The organism is Halomonas sp. THAF5a (assembly GCF_009363755.1).
In the GTDB taxonomy this organism is placed as follows: domain Bacteria; phylum Pseudomonadota; class Gammaproteobacteria; order Pseudomonadales; family Halomonadaceae; genus Halomonas.
This window is the reverse complement of record NZ_CP045417.1, coordinates 3,152,570-3,168,426: the sequence shown is the minus strand read 5'-3', so window position 1 is coordinate 3,168,426 and position 15,857 is coordinate 3,152,570. Positions and strand designations below refer to the sequence as shown.

14 protein-coding genes are annotated in these 15,857 nt (G+C 69.0%); 7 read left to right on the top strand and 7 right to left on the bottom strand.

The window, feature by feature from the left end:
- Nucleotides 1–13: 13 nt before the first annotated feature.
- Nucleotides 14–1,117 carry a glycolate oxidase subunit GlcE gene (glcE, locus tag FIU83_RS14325; protein WP_152484667.1) on the bottom strand — a complete coding sequence of 368 codons (1,104 nt, stop codon included), beginning with the start codon at nucleotides 1,115–1,117 and terminating at the stop codon, nucleotides 14–16.
- 9 nt (nucleotides 1,118–1,126) lie between these two features.
- Nucleotides 1,127–2,626 (bottom strand): glycolate oxidase subunit GlcD, encoded by a 1,500-nt coding sequence (gene glcD, locus FIU83_RS14320; RefSeq protein WP_152484666.1) that lies wholly within the window; start codon nucleotides 2,624–2,626, stop codon nucleotides 1,127–1,129.
- Between the two features lie 191 nt (nucleotides 2,627–2,817).
- Between glcD and glcC the strand changes: the two genes are divergently transcribed.
- Nucleotides 2,818–3,597, top strand: coding sequence for a transcriptional regulator GlcC (glcC, locus tag FIU83_RS14315; protein WP_152484665.1), 780 nt, complete (start codon nucleotides 2,818–2,820; stop codon nucleotides 3,595–3,597).
- A gap of 110 nt (nucleotides 3,598–3,707) precedes the next feature.
- Here the strand turns inward: glcC and FIU83_RS14310 are convergent, their stop codons facing one another.
- Entirely contained in the window at nucleotides 3,708–5,408 is a 1,701-nt protein-coding gene (locus FIU83_RS14310) for an L-lactate permease (protein WP_152484664.1), read from the bottom strand.
- Between the two features lie 337 nt (nucleotides 5,409–5,745).
- On the opposite strand from FIU83_RS14310, the gene FIU83_RS14305 reads away from it, so the two are divergent.
- Nucleotides 5,746–6,453: a glutathione S-transferase family protein gene (locus tag FIU83_RS14305; RefSeq protein WP_152484663.1), complete on the top strand. Its 708-nt coding sequence runs from the start codon at nucleotides 5,746–5,748 to the stop codon at nucleotides 6,451–6,453.
- A gap of 192 nt (nucleotides 6,454–6,645) precedes the next feature.
- Nucleotides 6,646–7,002, top strand: coding sequence for a phasin family protein (locus FIU83_RS14300; protein WP_152484662.1), 357 nt, complete (start codon nucleotides 6,646–6,648; stop codon nucleotides 7,000–7,002).
- A 165-nt stretch (nucleotides 7,003–7,167) separates the two neighbouring features.
- Here the strand turns inward: FIU83_RS14300 and FIU83_RS14295 are convergent, their stop codons facing one another.
- The gene (locus tag FIU83_RS14295; protein ID WP_152484661.1) at nucleotides 7,168–7,791 is read right to left on the bottom strand and encodes a phosphoribosyltransferase; all 624 of its coding nucleotides are present in this window, start codon (nucleotides 7,789–7,791) and stop codon (nucleotides 7,168–7,170) included.
- A gap of 203 nt (nucleotides 7,792–7,994) precedes the next feature.
- On the opposite strand from FIU83_RS14295, the gene FIU83_RS14290 reads away from it, so the two are divergent.
- Complete coding sequence (locus tag FIU83_RS14290; protein ID WP_152484660.1) at nucleotides 7,995–9,434, top strand: uracil-xanthine permease family protein; 1,440 nt, start codon at nucleotides 7,995–7,997, stop codon at nucleotides 9,432–9,434.
- A 165-nt stretch (nucleotides 9,435–9,599) separates the two neighbouring features.
- Here FIU83_RS14290 and uraD read toward each other — a convergent pair whose 3' ends face one another.
- Nucleotides 9,600–10,124, bottom strand: coding sequence for a 2-oxo-4-hydroxy-4-carboxy-5-ureidoimidazoline decarboxylase (gene uraD / locus FIU83_RS14285; protein ID WP_152484659.1), 525 nt, complete (start codon nucleotides 10,122–10,124; stop codon nucleotides 9,600–9,602).
- A gap of 188 nt (nucleotides 10,125–10,312) precedes the next feature.
- Between uraD and uraH the strand changes: the two genes are divergently transcribed.
- The 3 genes from uraH to FIU83_RS14270 all read left to right on the top strand — a co-directional run bounded on the left by uraH (nucleotide 10,313) and on the right by FIU83_RS14270 (nucleotide 12,810).
- On the top strand, nucleotides 10,313–10,666 hold the full coding sequence (uraH, locus tag FIU83_RS14280) for a hydroxyisourate hydrolase (protein ID WP_152484658.1): 354 nt from the start codon (nucleotides 10,313–10,315) through the stop codon (nucleotides 10,664–10,666).
- Nucleotides 10,667–10,710: 44 nt separating this feature from the next.
- Nucleotides 10,711–11,946, top strand: a complete 1,236-nt coding sequence (locus FIU83_RS14275; protein WP_152484657.1) for a urate hydroxylase PuuD — start codon at nucleotides 10,711–10,713, stop codon at nucleotides 11,944–11,946.
- Nucleotides 11,947–12,069: 123 nt separating this feature from the next.
- Nucleotides 12,070–12,810 (top strand): GntR family transcriptional regulator, encoded by a 741-nt coding sequence (locus tag FIU83_RS14270; protein WP_152484656.1) that lies wholly within the window; start codon nucleotides 12,070–12,072, stop codon nucleotides 12,808–12,810.
- A gap of 90 nt (nucleotides 12,811–12,900) precedes the next feature.
- Here FIU83_RS14270 and FIU83_RS14265 read toward each other — a convergent pair whose 3' ends face one another.
- Together FIU83_RS14265 and FIU83_RS14260 are read right to left on the bottom strand one after the other, a co-directional pair.
- The gene (locus tag FIU83_RS14265) at nucleotides 12,901–14,361 is read right to left on the bottom strand and encodes an NCS1 family nucleobase:cation symporter-1 (protein WP_216645035.1); all 1,461 of its coding nucleotides are present in this window, start codon (nucleotides 14,359–14,361) and stop codon (nucleotides 12,901–12,903) included.
- Nucleotides 14,362–14,448: 87 nt separating this feature from the next.
- Nucleotides 14,449–15,837, bottom strand: a complete 1,389-nt coding sequence (locus FIU83_RS14260; protein WP_253939487.1) for an NCS1 family transporter — start codon at nucleotides 15,835–15,837, stop codon at nucleotides 14,449–14,451.
- Nucleotides 15,838–15,857 lie beyond the last annotated feature (20 nt).

The following is a 15,857-nucleotide window of genomic DNA, read 5'->3' as shown; positions in this document are numbered from 1 at the left end:
TTCCCTTCAGGTCTCAGAGTGCCGCGTAGAGTCGGCCGGGGTTGAAGATGCCCTTCGGGTCCAACTGGTCCTTCAGGGCGCGGTGGTACTTCGCCACCACCGGTTCCAGCGGCATGAAGGGGTCGGCCTGGCCGGCGCCCTCGCGCTCGCCCAGGCAGGTCGCGTGGCCGCCGGCGCGGGCGCAGGCCTCGCGCAGGGTGGCCGCGTCGAGGTCGCTGCGCAGCCAGCGCTGGGTGCCGCCCCAGTCGTAGAGCAGGTCCGCCTCCTCGACGCCGGGCAGGCCCAGCGAGGGGGTGTTGTGGGGCAGCGAGAGGCGCCACAGGGGGCGGGCGTCCTCGCGGGAGAAGAAGGCCAGACGCTGCTCGCGCAGGTCCGCCCAGTAGCCGTCGTCCAGGTCGTCGCCGCCCAGCTTGGCCCGAGTGGCGGCCACCGAGCTCGGCCCGCCCTCCAGGCGCAGGTGCAGGGCCCCGTCGTGCCAGGCGGCCGCGGTGAGGGGCAGCGGCGAGCGGCCCCACTCGGAGAGCCTGGCCATGGCCTTGGCCCGGGGCAGCTCCAGGCGCAGGCTTTGGCGGGCGCCGGGGCGCGGCAGCACCTTGAGCGAGATCTCGGTGACCAGCCCCAGGGTGCCCTGGGCGCCGACCATCAGCCGCGACAGGTCGTAGCCGGCGACGTTCTTCATCACCTCGCCACCGAAGCGCTGCTGTACACCGTCCTGGGTGATCAGGCGGATGCCCAGCACGAAGTCGCGCACGCTGCCGGCCCAGGGGCGGCGCGGGCCGGAGAGGCCGGTGGCGACCATGCCGCCCACGGTGGCGTCGTCGCCGAAGTGGGGCGGCTCGCAGCCGAGCATCTGGCCCTGCTCGGCCAGCACGGCCTCGAGCTCGGCCAGCGGCGTGCCGGCGCGCACCGAGACGATCAGCTCCACCGGGTCGTAGGAGGTGATGCCGCGGTGCTCACGGGTCGAGAGCGTCTCGCCCTCGACGGGGCGACCATAGAAGGCCTTGGTGTCACCGCCGACGATGCGCAGCGGGGTGCCCGCCTCGGCGGCCCGGCGCACGCGCTCGCCGAGCGCCTCGCTGATGTCCTGGTCGGTCGATGTGGGGCGTGTCTCGGCCATGGGGAATCCTCAGAATCGGGGCAGCTCGGGGTGCGGGAGCTCGTTGTTGTGGACGTGCATGGCGCCGAACTCGGCGCAGCGGGCCAGCGTCGGGATGTTCTTGCCCGGGTTGAGCAGGCGCTCGGGGTCGAAGGCCGCCTTCACCGCGTGGAAGAGGGTCAGCTCGTGCGGATTGAACTGGGCGCACATCTGGTTGATCTTCTCGCGGCCGACGCCGTGCTCGCCGGTGATCGAGCCGCCGGCCTCGACGCACAGCTCGAGGATCTTGCCGCCGAGCGCCTCGGCCTGCTCCAGCTCGCCCTCGCGGTTGGCATCGAAGAGGATCAGCGGGTGCATGTTGCCGTCGCCGGCGTGGAAGACGTTGGCGACCTTGAGGCCGTAGGCCTCGGAGAGCTCGGCGATGCCCTTGAGCACCCGCGGCAGCTCCCGGCGAGGGATGGTGCCGTCCATGCAGTAGTAGTCCGGGGACATCCGCCCCACCGCGGGGAAGGCGTTCTTGCGCCCGGCCCAGAAGAGCGCGCGCTCGGCCTCGTCCCGGGCCTGCTGGATGTCGGTGGCGCCGGCCCGCTCGAGCACCTGGCGCACCGTGGCACAGTCGTCGTCGACGTCGGCCTCCACGCCGTCGAGCTCGCAGAGCAGGATGGCCTCGGCCTCGACGGGGTAGCCGGCCTTGACGAAATCCTCGGCGGCGCGGATCGCGAGCTTGTCCATCATCTCGAGCCCGCCGGGGATGATGCCCGCGGCGATGATGTCGCCGACCGCCCGGCCGGCCTTCTCTACGTCGTCGAAGCTCGCCATCAGCACCTTGGCGGTCTCGGGCTTGGGCAGCAGCTTGACGGTGATCTCGGTGACCACGCCGAGCATGCCCTCGGAGCCGGTGAACAGCGCCAGCAGGTCGAGGCCGGCGGCGTCCAGCGCCTCGCTGCCGAGCGTCATGCGCTCGCCCTCGATGGTGATCACCTCCACCTTCATGACGTTGTGCACGGTCAGCCCGTACTTCAGGCAGTGCACGCCGCCGGCGTTCTCGGCGACGTTGCCGCCGATCGAGCAGGCGATCTGCGACGAGGGATCGGGGGCGTAGTAGAGCCCGTAGGGCGCCGCCGCCTCGGAGATGGCGAGGTTGCGCACCCCGGGCTGCAGGCGCGCGATGCGGGCGTCCGGGTCGATGTCGAGGATGCGGTTGAAGCGCGACATGACGAGCAGCACGCCCTGCTCCAGGGGCAGGGCGCCGCCGGAGAGTCCGGTGCCGGCGCCGCGGGTCACCACTGGCACCCCCAGCGCCCGGCAGCGCTTCATCAGCGTCTCGACCTGCTCGAGGGTCTCGGGCAACGCCACCAGCATCGGCAGCACGCGGTAGGCCGAGAGGCCGTCGCACTCGAAGGGGCGCAGGTCCTCCTCGCGGTGCAGCAGGGTGAGGCCCGGCGCCGAGCGCTCAAGGTCGGCCAGGACCTCGGCCTTGTCGATTGTCGCCAGCTCGCCGTCGAGCCGCTCGTCGTAGAGGATGTTCATGGGGCTTCCTCGCTTGCGTGCCCATCGCCCACCGGGCCGGGCACATGACCTGTGTGGAACCAATCTGTGCCTTAATGGCGGGCGTGTCCAGTCTCTGGTTCGCTGGTCAGACCAGTCCTTGGTAGTATTGTGGAAAGTTTTTCCACAATACACCCTCGGGATACGCCCTGGCATCCCCGGAGAGCACGATCATGCCCCGTTACCATGAAGAGCTGCGGATCACCTCGCGCACGCCCGACGCCATCGCGGCCCGGCTCGAGGAGCTGATCCTCGACGGCGTCTTCCGTCCGGACCAGCTGCTCCCCTCCGAGCGACGGCTCAGCGAGCGCCTGCAGGTGTCCCGGGCCTCCCTGCGCGAGGCGCTGCGCACGCTGCGCAGCAAGGGCGTCATCGAGACCCGCCAGGGGCGGGGCTCGGTGGTCGCCCCGCTGGTCGCCACGCCCCTGGACTCTCCGCTGATGCATCTCTTCCGCGACCATCCGCGGACCCTCTTCGACCTGCTGGAGGTGCGCGCACTGCTCGAGGGGGAGTCGGCGCGTCTGGCGGCCAGCCGCGGCACGGCCTCGGATCGGGTGCTGATCACCCGCCGCTACCGGGAGATGGTCGACTACGTGGAGGGTGCCGAGTCGATCGAGGCCGAGCGCCTGGCGCGCTTCGACCACGGCTTCCACCTGGCCATCTGCCAGGCCTCCCACAATCCGGTGCTGGTCCACACGCTGCAGAGCCTGACGGACCTGCTGCTGAGCTCGGTGTTCGCCTCGGTGAAGAACCTCTATCACCGCCCCCACTGCCGGGAGATGATCAATCGCCAGCACGCCCGGCTCTATCACGCGGTGGTCGACGGCAAGCCCGAGCTCGCCCGGCGCGCCGCCCTGGAGCACCTCACGAGCATCGGCGAGCAGCTGGGCGAGATCGAGGCCGAGGAGCAGCGCCTGGAGCGCTCGGCGATGCGCCTGGAGGAGTGGGAGTAGGGGCGCCGAGCGCCGGCGGCCCCCGGAAGGCGCACCGCCCCCACGGCCGGGCCGTGGGGGCGGTGCGTCGTTCCGGGGGCGCCCGGTCCATGGCCAGGCGCACGCCGGGATCAGCCGAGGTCCAGCAGCGGGTCGCCGATGCCCAGCACGTAGAAGGCCAGCAGCCCGATCGCGCCGGCGGCGAGGATGTAGTAGAGCGTCGGCAGGATGGTCTTGCGGATGGTCTCGCCCTCGCGGCCGAGCAGGCCCACGGTGGCGGAGGCCGCGACCACGTTGTGGATGGCGATCATGTTGCCCGCCGCGGCGCCCACGGCCTGCAGGGCGACCATCAGGGTGGTGGAGACGCCGAGCTGCTGGGCGACGTTGAACTGGAAGTCGGAGAGCATCAGGTTCGAGACGGTGTTCGACCCGGCGATGAAGGCCCCCAGGGCGCCCACGGCCGGCGCGAAGAGCGGGTAGATGCCACCCACCCCGTCGGCGACGAGCTGCGCCATGGCGACCGGCATGGAGACCAGGTCGTTGGCGTTGACGCCCGAGTTGATCAGGATCCGCACCATGGGGATGGTGAAGATCAGCACGAAGCCCGCGCCCAGCAGGGTCCGGCTCGACTCGCCGAAGGCCGCCTTGAGCTCGCCCAGGCGCATGCGATGCAGCACGGCGGTCACCAGCACCACCGCCAGCAGGATACCGCCGGGCAGGTAGAGGGGCTGGATGCTGCCGGAGATGCCGGTCTCGCCGAGGATGTTGCTCCAGCCGATGGCGACGGAGGTGAGCGCGCTCTTGAGCGGCTCGATGGTGCGCGAGGCGACCAGGAAGACGGCCAGCAGCACGTAGGGCACCCAGCCCATGACGGTGGTGATCGGCGTCTTGCCCACCACGTCCTCGGTCTTGATCACCAGCTTGCCGAGCCACTTGTCCGGCCAGGCGGTGGAGGGCGGGAAGTCCCAGGTGTCCTTGGGCAGCAGGAAGCCGCGACGGGCCGCCGGCACGACGATGGCCAGGCCCACCATGGCGCCGATCATCGACGGGAATTCCGGTCCCAGCAGCATGCCGGCCAGGGCGTAGGGCACCACGAAGGCGACACCGGCGAAGAGCGCGAAGGGGGCGATGGAGAGCCCCTCCTTCCAGGAGCGGTTGGCGCCGAAGAAGCGCACCATGATCATCACCATGATCAGCGGCATCAGCACGCCGACCAGGGCGTGGATCACCGCGACCTCACCGGCGATCAGGTGATAGTACTCGAGCCAGCCGCTGCCGCCGGCCTCCAGCGCCTCGGTGATGCCAGCGCGATCCAGGCCGCCGGTGACCCCGACCACGATCGGCGTGCCCACGGCGCCGAAGGAGACCGGCGTGGACTGGATCATCATGCCCACCACCACGGCGGCCAGCGCCGGGAAGCCGAGCGCCACCATCAGCGGCGCGGCCACCGCGGCCGGGGTGCCGAAGCCCGAGGCGCCCTCGATGAAGCAGCCGAAGAGCCAGGCGACGATGATCGCCTGCACGCGGCGATCCGGGCTGATGCCCGAGAAGCCGTTGCGGATGGCGGTGATCCCCCCGGAGTGCTTGAGGGTGTTGAGCAGCAGGATGGCGCCGAAGATGATCCACAGGATCGCCACGGTCAGCATCAGGCCCTGCAGGGTGGAGGCCAGGACCCGGGTGAAGCTCATCTGCCAGGCGAGCAGGCCGATCAGCGCGGTGACCACGAAGACGATCGGCATGGCGACCCGGGCGGCCATGCGCAGGCCGATCAGCAGCACCCCGGCCAGCACCAGGGGCACGAAGGCGAGCAGCGCGAGTGTGGTTTCGTTCATGGAAGGTTCCTTTCACAGGGGAACGGTGGAGCGTGAGCGTGCCCGCGAGGGCGTGTTGTGGTGGCGACCTTAAGCGCAAGCCGTGGGCTTGACCACTGTTGGAACATTGGTCTGACCAATATGGAAGGCTCGGATCGGCGCGTCACCGTTTCGTGAAAGGAGCTTCTATTCAATGACTTGTAATGCACATGCGGCCCCGGTGCCGGACCGGGACGGGGGCAGGGGGTTAGACTAATGGGCAAGCCGCTGTCGCCGGACTACCGGGCCGACACGGCGTTGGCGGCGGCCGCAAAGGCTGGCACTATCGAAGGCCCGGAACCCGACACGAGGAGGCGGCATGACACGGGTGCTCTATGATCTCTGCGGCATCGACGAGGGGCTGCGGTTCTCGCCCTACTGCTGGCGGGTGCGCCTCGCCCTGGCCCACAAGGGGCTCGAGGTGCAGACGCGGCCCTGGCGCTTCAACGACACCGAGGCCCTGGCCTTCGCCGATCACTATCAGGTGCCGGTGCTGGTCGACGGCGAGGAGGTGGTCACCGACAGCTACGAGATCCTGCGCTACCTGGACCGCACCTATCCCGAGGCACCGCTGCTCGGCGAGGGACTGGCCGAGGCACGGGGGCGCTTCTTCAAGCACTACGCCGAGCGAGTGATGGCCCCGGCCATGCTGCGCACCATCGTCATGGACCTGCTCAACGCCATCCATCCCGACGACCGCGCCTACTTCCGCGAGACCCGCGAGAAGCGCCTCGGTCGCACCCTCGAGGAGTTCCACTCCCCGGCCAAGGGGCTGGCCCAGCTGGATCATGCCCTGGCCCCGCTGCGCGCCCAGCTCGCGGACGGCGACTTCCTCGACGGTGACGCCCCGGCAGGCGCCGACTATCTGGTCTTCGGCAACTTCATGTGGGCGCGCTGCGTCTCCAGCGCCGACCTCGTCTCCAACGCCGACCCGGTGTACGGCTGGCTCGAGCGCATGCTCGACCTCCACGACGGCCTGGGGCGCAATGCCCTGCGCGTCACCGACATCGAGGGTGCCTATCGCTGAGGCTTCCTGGAAGGCTCGCTGCCTGCGGCGCCCGGCCTCGGCCGGGCGCCGTCGTCGGGGTCGTCGTTAGGGGCCGGTCGCGAAAGCAGAATGCCTGAGCGAGAAGATGTTGCGCTGCACAAAATGGCCTGCTATGTTGCATTGCAACACGGGGCCGAAGGTCCCGTTGCCGACAACCGATGGAGGTGTTTCATGAGCAAGGCAACCCCCCAGCAGGCGACCGAGCAGTTCGAGTCCACCTTCGTGGCCCCCGCCCGTCGCCTCGGCGCCCTCAACCTCGACTACACCGAGAAGCTGGTCGCCGCCCAGTTCGACGCCGTGCGCGCCCTGACCGACATGGGCCTCTCCCAGGCCCGCGGCTGGCTCGACGTGCGCGACGCCGAGGGCCTGAAGAAGGCCGTGGACGCCCAGCAGAAGGCCACCGAGCAGCTCGGCGAGCGCCTGCGCGGCGATGCCGAGACGCTCATGAGCCTGAGCCAGGAGTACGTTCGCGAGAGCCAGAAGCTCGCCGAGGAAGGTCTCAAGGCCGCGGCCCCGGCCGGCAAGTAAGTCCCCGCGCGTTTCGCCCGCCCCTGCACGATGGGGCGGGCGGAACCCGGCGGACGATCGCATGACGGGCGCCACCCTCGGGTGGCGCCCGTTCGCGTGATGGCGCCGCCTCTCTCCGCTCATCTCATCGCGCCCGCGGCGGCAGCGGCCCTGGCGCGAAGCCGCTCAGCCCGCCTCGCGTCCCAGCAGGGCGATCACCTCCTCATCCTCCACCTGACCGAAGTCGGCGAAGAACTGGCCCACCGCACGGAAGTGGGGCGAGACCTCCAGGCAGACCACCTCGTCGGCCAGCCCCTCGAGCCGCGCCACGGTGTCGGGCGGCGCGGCTCCCAGGGCGGCGATCAGCCGTCTCGGTCCCCGGTCGCGCAGGGCGCCGAGGGCGGCGGCCATGGTGGCCCCCGTCGCGCTGCCGTCATCCACCACCACCACCACGCGTCCTCCGGGATCGATGGCGGCGCGCACCGGGGTATAGCGCCGGCGGCGCTCCTCGATCAGCGCGCGCTGGCGTTCCACTTCCCGGTTCACCGCGTCCTCGCGGTAGTGGCCGGCGCTGGGCTCCAGGGCCACGCGGCCCGACTCGTCGACCGCGCCGATGGCGTACTCGGGATTGCCCGGCGCGCCCACCTTGCGCACCAGCACCACGTCCAGCTCGCCGTCCAGGGCATCGGCCATCCGGCGCCCCATGGGCACGGCGCCCCGGGGAATGGCCAGGATCAGCGGCTTCTCGGTCTTGAGGTCGGCGAGGCGATCGACGAGGCGATCGGCCGCCTCGAGGCGGTCACGAAACATGGTGGGCTCCGGTCACGCTTTCACTGACTTGAGTCTAGTCCAGCCGACGCGAGACGCGGCGAAGGTTTGGTTTCTTGTATACAGTTATTTTCGATATGGTATGTTTTTGGATCTAGTATCGTGTATCCAATATGTCGGCGGCAGCGTGCCGGCGCGACGAAGACGGCTGAACGCACAACAACACCACTCCGAAGGCCGAGACCATGCAGAGCAATGCCAGCAACACCTCGCTATTCGACTTCCACGGCAGGCCACCGATCGGCAAGGCCCTGCCGCTCTCCCTGCAGCACGTGCTGGCGATGATCGCCGGCGTCATCACCCCGCCGATCATCATCGCCGGCGTGGTCGGTGCGACCCCGGCCGAGAAGCTGATGCTGATCCAGATCGCCGTGCTGGCCTCGGGGATCTGCACCCTGTTCCACCTCTATGGCGTCTGGAAGTTCGGCGCCCGCCTGCCGGCCATCTTCGGCGTGGGCTTCGCCTACGTGCCGACCCTGATCGCGGTGGGCGGCCAGTTCGGCATCGAGGGCATCCTCGGTGCCCAGCTGGTGGGCGGCATCACCATGATGGTGGTGGGCTACTTCATCCAGTACATCCGCCACCTCTTCCCGCCGGTCGTCGCGGGCACGGTGGTGCTGGTGATCGGGCTGTCGCTCTACGACATCTCGATCCGCTACATGGCCGGAAGCGGCAACGTCGACGCGCCGAACTTCGGCGACCCGCTCAACTGGGGGGTGGGCATCGCCACCCTGCTGACGGTGCTGGCGGCCTCCCAGTTCGGCCGCGGCGTGGTCAGGCTCTCGGCGATCATCGTCGGCATCCTGGTCGGCTACCTGCTGTCGCTCTCGCTGGGCATGGTCAGCTTCGACGCCGTGGCCGACGCCCGCTGGGTCGCCGTGCCGGAGGTGATGCCCTTCGAGATGGAGTTCCACACCGCCGCCCTGGTCTCCATGGTGGTGATCTGCGTGATCAACTCGGTGCAGACCATCGGCGACCTGTCGGCCACCAGCGTGGCGGGCATGAACCGCGAGCTGAAGACCAAGGAACTGACCGGCGGCCTGCTGGGCAACGGTTTGACCACTGCGGCGAGCGCCTTCTTCGGCGCCCTGCCGACCTCCACCTTCAGCCAGAACGTCGGCATCGTGGCCATGACCAAGGTGATCAGCCGCTCGGTGCTGGCCATCGCCGGGGTGTTCATGATCGCGGCCGGGCTCAGTCCCAAGTTCGGCGCCATCATGACCACCATCCCCTACCCGGTGCTGGGCGGGGCCACCATCACGGTGTTCGGCATGATCACCATGACCGGCATCCAGCTGCTGACCAAGGACGAGCTCTCCGCCCGCAACATGACCATCGTCGGCCTGGCGCTGGCGCTGAGCCTGGGCATCGCCTCGGTGCCGTCGGCCATCGAGCAGTTCCCGGCGATGCTGCAGAACGTGATCGGCGGCGCACCCATCGTGGTGGCGGCGATCACCGCCTTCGTGCTCAACATCGTGCTGCCGAGGAAGTCGCTGTCGGACGAGGCCCGGGAGCGCGAGGAGATCGCCAAGGCGGATGCCGAGGCGGCCGCGGAGGCGGCGGGTGAGGCCACCGGGGGCGACGAGGGCCGCTCGGCGGCGGCCACCGGCGCCTCCTCGAAGTAACGACGCGACGCGCGACGGACGCGGACGCCCGGCCGATCCTTGGCCGGGCGTCCGCGCTCGCGTGTCAAAGGGGGCCTTATCGCGAGGCGCGACGGGCATAAAAAACGAGCCGCCGGCAGGCCGGCGGCTCGTCAGGACTCGGGCGTCTGCGCCGGCCCGCCGGGTTCAGCCGAGGCGGGCCTGCAGGCGGAAGCGGGCGATGCGGTTGATCTGCTCGACCGCGGTGCGGCGCTCCTCGGCCGGGTCGTTCTCCAGGCGCGTCTCGAAGGCGGCCAGGATGTCGTGGCGGTCGTGGCCCTTGACGGCCATCACGAAGGGGAAGCCGAACTTCTCCTTGTAGGCGGCGTTGAGGCGCTCGAAGCGCGCCATCTCCTCGGGGGTGCACTGGTCCAGGCCGGCGCCGGCCTGCTCGCGGGTGGAGTCGTCGGTGAGCGTGCCGGCGATGGCCGCCTTGCCGGCGAGATCCGGGTGGGCGCGAATCACCTCGAGCTGGCGCTCGGGACTGGCGCCCAAGAGCACCCGCCCCATGGCCTCGGCCAGCCCCTCGGGGGTGTCCTGCTCGCTGTTAAGGCCCTGCTGCCAGGCCAGTTCGGCCACCCAGGGGGAGTGCTCGTAGGTCTCGCCGTACAGCTCGACGAAACGCATCCGGTCGAGCTCGCTGGGGCGAGGGGTAAAGGTATTGTCGCTCATGCCGTGACCTCCATTGCGGGTGGTGATGCGTGTCTCTCGGGACGAGATTTAACTGTATACAAAAAATGCTTTGAAATGTACTCCACTTCGAGCTAGAAATGTCCTTATCGACATCCGGATAATTCCCGGGGGTCGCCACACACTGGCCGCCGGCCGCCAGCGCCGGCTTCGGCGTAGAGGAGAGACGCATGGGACGCTTGACCACACACGTGCTGGACACTGCGCAGGGTCGCCCGGGGCAGGGCATTCGCATCGAGGTCTACCGCCTGGAGGGCGACAGCCGCCAGCGGATCGGCGAGGTGGTGACCAACGACGACGGCCGCTGCGACGCGCCGATCCTGGAGGGCGAGGCCTTCACCGCGGGCCAGTACGAGCTGGTCTTCCACGCCGGCGAGTACCTCGATCGCCAGGGCCTGGCCGGCGACAGCCCGCGCTTTCTCGACGTGATCCCGCTGCGCTTCGGCGTCGCCGACGCCTCCCAGCACTACCACGTGCCGCTGCTGGTCTCGCCCTACAGCTACTCCACCTATCGCGGCAGCTGAGCCCCTCGGCGCCACTGATAACGACAAAAGACGAGAGCCGACTCATGCAAGCGTATCTCCTGGACTTTGCCAACCTCCTGCTGCGGTGGCTGCACGTGATCGCCGCCGTCGCCTGGATCGGCGAGTCCATCTACTTCGTGATGCTGGACAACGGCCTGCGGCCGCCCAAGGCCGCCGAGGACAGGCAGAAGGGCGTGTTCGGCGAGATGTGGGCCGTGCACGGCGGCGGCTTCTATCACAATCAGAAGTACGCCAGCGCCCCGGAGAAACTCCCCGAGGACCTGCACTGGTCGTTCTGGAAGGCTTATACCACCTGGCTCTCCGGCTTCGGCCTCTTCGTGCTGCTCTACATGACCAACCCCGGCTTCTACCTGGTCAACCCGGGCAGCGACTGGGCCTGGGCCGCCGAGCTGACCGGCTGGCAGGCCAACGCCGTGGCGCTGCTCTTCCTGCTCTCCGGCTGGGTGGTCTACAACGAGCTGTGCAAGCGCATCAGCCCCAACATGGAGCGCGACGGCGTGCTGAGCCTGGCCGTGGCGGTGATGATGGTGGTGGTCGCCTACCTGAGCACCCAGATCTTCGCCGGCCGCGCCGCCTTCCTGCTCACCGGTGCGGTAATGGCCACGGCCATGTCCGCCAACGTCTTCTTCTGGATCATCCCCGGCCAGCGCCGCATGGTGAAGGCGATGAAGGCCGGCGAGACGCCGAATCCCATCGACGGCAAGCGCGGCAAGCAGCGTTCGGTGCACAACACCTACTTCACGCTGCCGGTGGTGCTGCTGATGCTCAGCAACCACTACGCCTTCACCTACACCCATGAGCTCTCCTGGGTGATCATGGCGCTGTTCATCTTCGCCGGCGCGCTGATCCGCCAGTTCTTCGTGCTGATGCACGCGGGTGCCATCCGGCCGGCCTACCCGGCGGCGGGCGTGGCGCTGATCCTGGTGGCGGTCTGGGTCGGCGCGCCGAGCGGCAAGGACGGCGTGGCCACCGCCGCCGTCTCCCCCTCGACGAGCGGCGAGGCGCCGGCCACGGCCGCCACGTCGCTCGCCGAGGTGCACGCCATCGTCGAGCGGCGCTGCGTGAGCTGTCACGCCCAGGCCCCCGAACACGCCGGCTTCGCGGCGGCCCCGGCGGGGGTGATCCTCGAGACCGAGGACCAGCTGCTGCGTCAGATCGCGCAGGTCCAGCAGGTGGTGGCGAGCGGCTACATGCCGCTGGGCAACATCACCCAGATGACCGAGGAGGAGCGCGCCGCGGTGACGACCTGGACGCCCTGAGCCGTTTCCCGCCCCGTCGTCGTTGACAGCCGCCCGCCTTTTTGGCGGGCGGCTGTCGTGTCGGGGGGCGCAAAGCGTATACAATGATCGGCATATCGGGTCTTTTCACGGAGCGCAGCGTCCATGAACCAGCGTCAGTCCGTCGCCGGGAGTCAGGCCGGCGACAGCGGCGGTCGCCCCGGCAAGAGCGGCGACGGTCCCAAGCGTCACGAGGCGATCTACCAGTCGATCAGCGATGCGATCATCGAGCACCGCCTCAAGCCCGGGGCGCGCCTGCGCGAGGACGCCCTGGCCGAGGTGTTCGGCGTCAGCCGCACCGGCATCCGCAAGATCCTCCAGCGCCTGGCCCTGGAGCAGCTGGTGACCCTGACGCCGCGCCGCGGGGCCAGCGTGACCCGGCCCACCGCCGACGAGGCCAAGGACGTCTTCGATGCGCGGCTGATGGTCGAGTGCGGCCTGATGCGCGAGATCGCTCGGCGCATCACCGCCGAGGACCTGGCCGCGCTGCGCGACATGGCCCGGCGCGAGCGCCAGGCCCTGAAGTCCGGCGAGCAGAGCACGGCGATCCGGCTCTCGGCGGACTTCCACACGCGCCTGGCGAGCATCTCGGGCAACGCCACCCTGGCCGACTTCGTCGAGCGGCTCTGCTCGCGCTCCTCGCTGATCCTCGCGGTCTACGGCAACGCCGGCCACCTGGGCTGCGAGTCCCACGACCACGATGACCTGATCGGCTACCTGGAGGCCGGCAACGGCGAGCGTGCCGAGGCCTTCATGGGCCGCCACCTGAAGGCGATCGAGGCCTCGCTGTCGATCCACGTCGAGGAGGACGAGGCGCCGGATCTGTTCGAGATCTTCGCCGGCTAGCGCCTTTTCTGTCTTCTCCACCCTTGCCGCGCGAACGACGACGCGCCCCGTGCCATCGGCACGGGGCGCGTCGCGTTGGGGCCAAGCCCCTCAGGAGTGCGCGGGAACCGGCGCGCGCCGGGGGCGCATCAGCAGGGCGTAGAAGGCGCCGCCCAGGGCGGCCCCGATCAGCCAGGCATAGCCGCCCAGGGCCTCCAGCGCCGGTACCCAGACCGAGGAGACCGAGAACAGCGCGGCCAGGCCGAAGGCCGCGAGCGCCCGCCGGTTCCAGCCCTTGACGTAGTGGTAGGCGCCGTCGGGGTCGCTCGAGAACATCTCCTGGATGTTCAGGCGCTGGCGCTTCACCAGGTAGTAGTCGACCACGATGATGCCGTAGAAGGGGGCCACGATGGCGCCCAGCGCATTGACGAAGCCGGCGATGCCGATCTGGCTGATCACCGAGACCCACAGCGCGCCGACGAAGAAGGCGATGATGGCGGTGATCAGCCCGCCGATGCGAAAGCTGATCTTTCGCGGGAAGAGGTTGGCCAGGTCGTAGGCCGGGGGAATGAAGTTGGCCACCAGGTTGATGCCCACGGTGGCGGCGAAGAAGGTGATGGCGGCGATGATGGTCAGCGGCAGCGAGTCGACCCGCTCGATGATGTCCGAGGGGTTGGTCAGGGTCTCGCCGAACAGCGCCAGGGTGCCGGCGGTGATGATCAGCGCGATGAACGAGAAGAAGGCAACGTTGAGCGGCAGGCCCAGCAGGTTGCCGAGCTTCATCTGCCGCTCGCTCTTCACGAAGCGGGTGAAGTCGCCGAAGTTGATCACCACCGCGGCGAAGTAGGCGATCATGGTGCCGGTGATGGCCAGGAAGGCGCCGACGGCGCTGCCCTGGTACTCGCTCTCGCCGCCGAAGATGGTGCCCACCGCGGGGAGCAGGTCGCTGCCGGCCTTGACCCAGACGATGATCATCAGCGCCACCATCACCACGTAGACCAGCGGCCCCGCCCAGTTGAGGAAGTGCTTGATCTTCTCGATGCCGGCCCAGAACAGCGCGATCTGGAAGGCCCAGACGATCACGAAGGAGAGCCAGCCGATCGCCGTCATGCCGAGGAACTCGCCGCCGGGGTCGCCGAACAGGGCGGTGAGCAGCAGCGCCATCGCGGTGGAGGCGAAGTAGGTCTGCACCCCGTACCAGAAGATGCCGATGATGGCGCGCAGCATGGCCGGGAAGTTGGCGCCGCGCACCCCCATGCTGGCGCGGATCATCACCGGGAAGGGCACGCCGTACTTGACGCTCGGCTTGCCGGTCAGGTTGACCAGCCACATCACCACGACGCCGGCCAGGATGATCGCCGCCATCACCGCCCAGCCGTTGAGGCCGTAGGAGATGAACAGCGAGGCCGCCAGGGTGTAGCCGAACAGGCTCTGGATGTCGTTCGACCAGACGTTGAAGATCTCGAACCAGCCCCAGGTGCGATCGTCTTTCTTGATCGGGGCCAGGTCGTCGTTGTAGAGGCTCGGGTCGCGATGCTGGATCTCCAGCGCTTGGTCCGTCATGTCCGTCATGGGAGCTGCCCTCTGTTCCTGTGGTGATCCCGGCCCCTCCCGCGGGAGGGGCCGGGCGTCGGGGAGGCTATCCCCGCGGTCGGGGCGTTACTGGCAGAAGCGCTGGCAGGGGGCCCAGTGCTTCATCAGCAGGAAGTAGGTGACACCGGCCGGGATCAGGCTGGCGTACCAGGAGACGGAGGAGAAGGTCAGGGCGGCGGCGATGCCCACCGCGGTGGCGATCAGGGCCGCCGGGTTGACGCCGCGGTAGGGCCCCTGCTCGTCGTAGAGCTTGCCGAGGTCCAGGGTGCGGCGGCGCACCAGGTAGTAGTCGACCACCAGGATGGCGAAGATCGGGCCGAGGAAGGCGGAGTAGGTCTGCACGAAGAGCTGCAGGCCGTCGGCGGAGTCCGGCTGCACCAGCTCCCAGGGGAAGGTCGCGAAGGCGAGCAGGCCGACGATCACGGTGGCGGTGCGGAACTTCAGCTTGAAGGTGTCCATCAGCACGTAGGTCGGCGGCACCACGTTGTTGAGCACGTTGGTGGTCACCTGGGCGAAGGCGATGAACAGCAGGGTGGTCATCAGCAGCGGGGTGTTGTCCACGGCGTTGGCGAACACCTGGATGGGGTCGGCGACGCCGGTGGCCTCGGAGACCATGTAGCCGATCAGGCCCATGAACAGGGTGCAGGGCAGGATCGACATGGCGTAGAGGGTGGTCAAGAGGCCCGGGCCGCTGCCCTCCTTGTGCTCGCGGGAGTAGTCGCTGACGTTGAGCATCATGGTGCTGTAGATGCCCAGGAACAGCATGGTGGCGCCCCAGAAGGGCAGGCCCCAGGAGCCTTCCATGGTCAGCATGCTGGCGGAGAGCTCGTCGCCGTAGCGCTGCACGGTGCTGTAGAACATGTAGACCAGCGAGGCCAGGATGAAGGCGCTGCCGATGTTCTCCAGCCACTTGATGCCCTGGAAACCGAGCACCGACAGGGCGATCTGCAGGAACTGGAAGGCGATGAAGAAGAAGATCAGGTTATCGAAGCCGAACAGGGTCGCCGAGACCATGTTCAGCGCGCCGGCCCCGATCCAGCTCTGGAAGCCGTACCAGACGATGGCGGGCACGGCGCGCACCAGCCCCGGCAGGCGGGTGCCTTTGATGCCAAAGGCGCTGCGCGCCTGGACCATGAAGGGAATGCCGTACTTGTAGCCGGCGGCGCCGTTCAGGGCCAGGGCGATGCCGATCACGAAGCAGCCGATGGCGATCGCGAGCGTCGCCTGCAGCAGGTTCAGCGTGCCGACCACGCTCGAGCCCATGGTGAAGGTGCCGATCGAGACGCAGCCGCCGAACCAGGCCAGCAGGTAGGAGGTGCGCCCCATGATGCGGGTCTTCTGGGGGGCCAGCGACTCGCTGCCGGCGGCCTTGGTGTCATGAGGGTTGTCGGGGTGGGTGTCGTGGGTCACCCGGATATCATCGCCGGGAACGGCGCGGGAGGTCGAGAGGGTCATGGGACGGTCCTCGCAGTGGG